A 244-nucleotide genomic window follows, 5' to 3' on the forward strand; every position below is an offset into this window, starting at 1 on the left:
GCCCCTGCGGCGACGGCACCGGAATCTCGCCGCCGGCGAGGAAGCTGGCGCTCTGGCCGGACAGCGCGACGAGCGTCGGTTCCGCGAGCACGCGCGCCAGGTTGTTCGCTTCGAGCAGCGACAGGTCGGCGAAGATGCCGTGCCCGGCCGCGTTCACGACCAGGTTGAAGGCGGACGCAACGGGTGCGCCGAGCGTCGGGATATAGGCCGCCGTGCCGGGACCGGACCCGCCGTTGTACGACTG

1 pseudogene is annotated in these 244 nt (G+C 72.1%); it reads right to left on the reverse strand.

Annotated elements, in window-relative coordinates:
• Positions 1 to 244, reverse strand: a pseudogene (locus SB771_RS36400) (type II and III secretion system protein family protein); the annotation flags it as partial.

Origin of the sequence: Burkholderia sp. SIMBA_051, from assembly GCF_046534915.1 — a bacterium.
GTDB lineage: Bacteria > Pseudomonadota > Gammaproteobacteria > Burkholderiales > Burkholderiaceae > Burkholderia > Burkholderia ambifaria.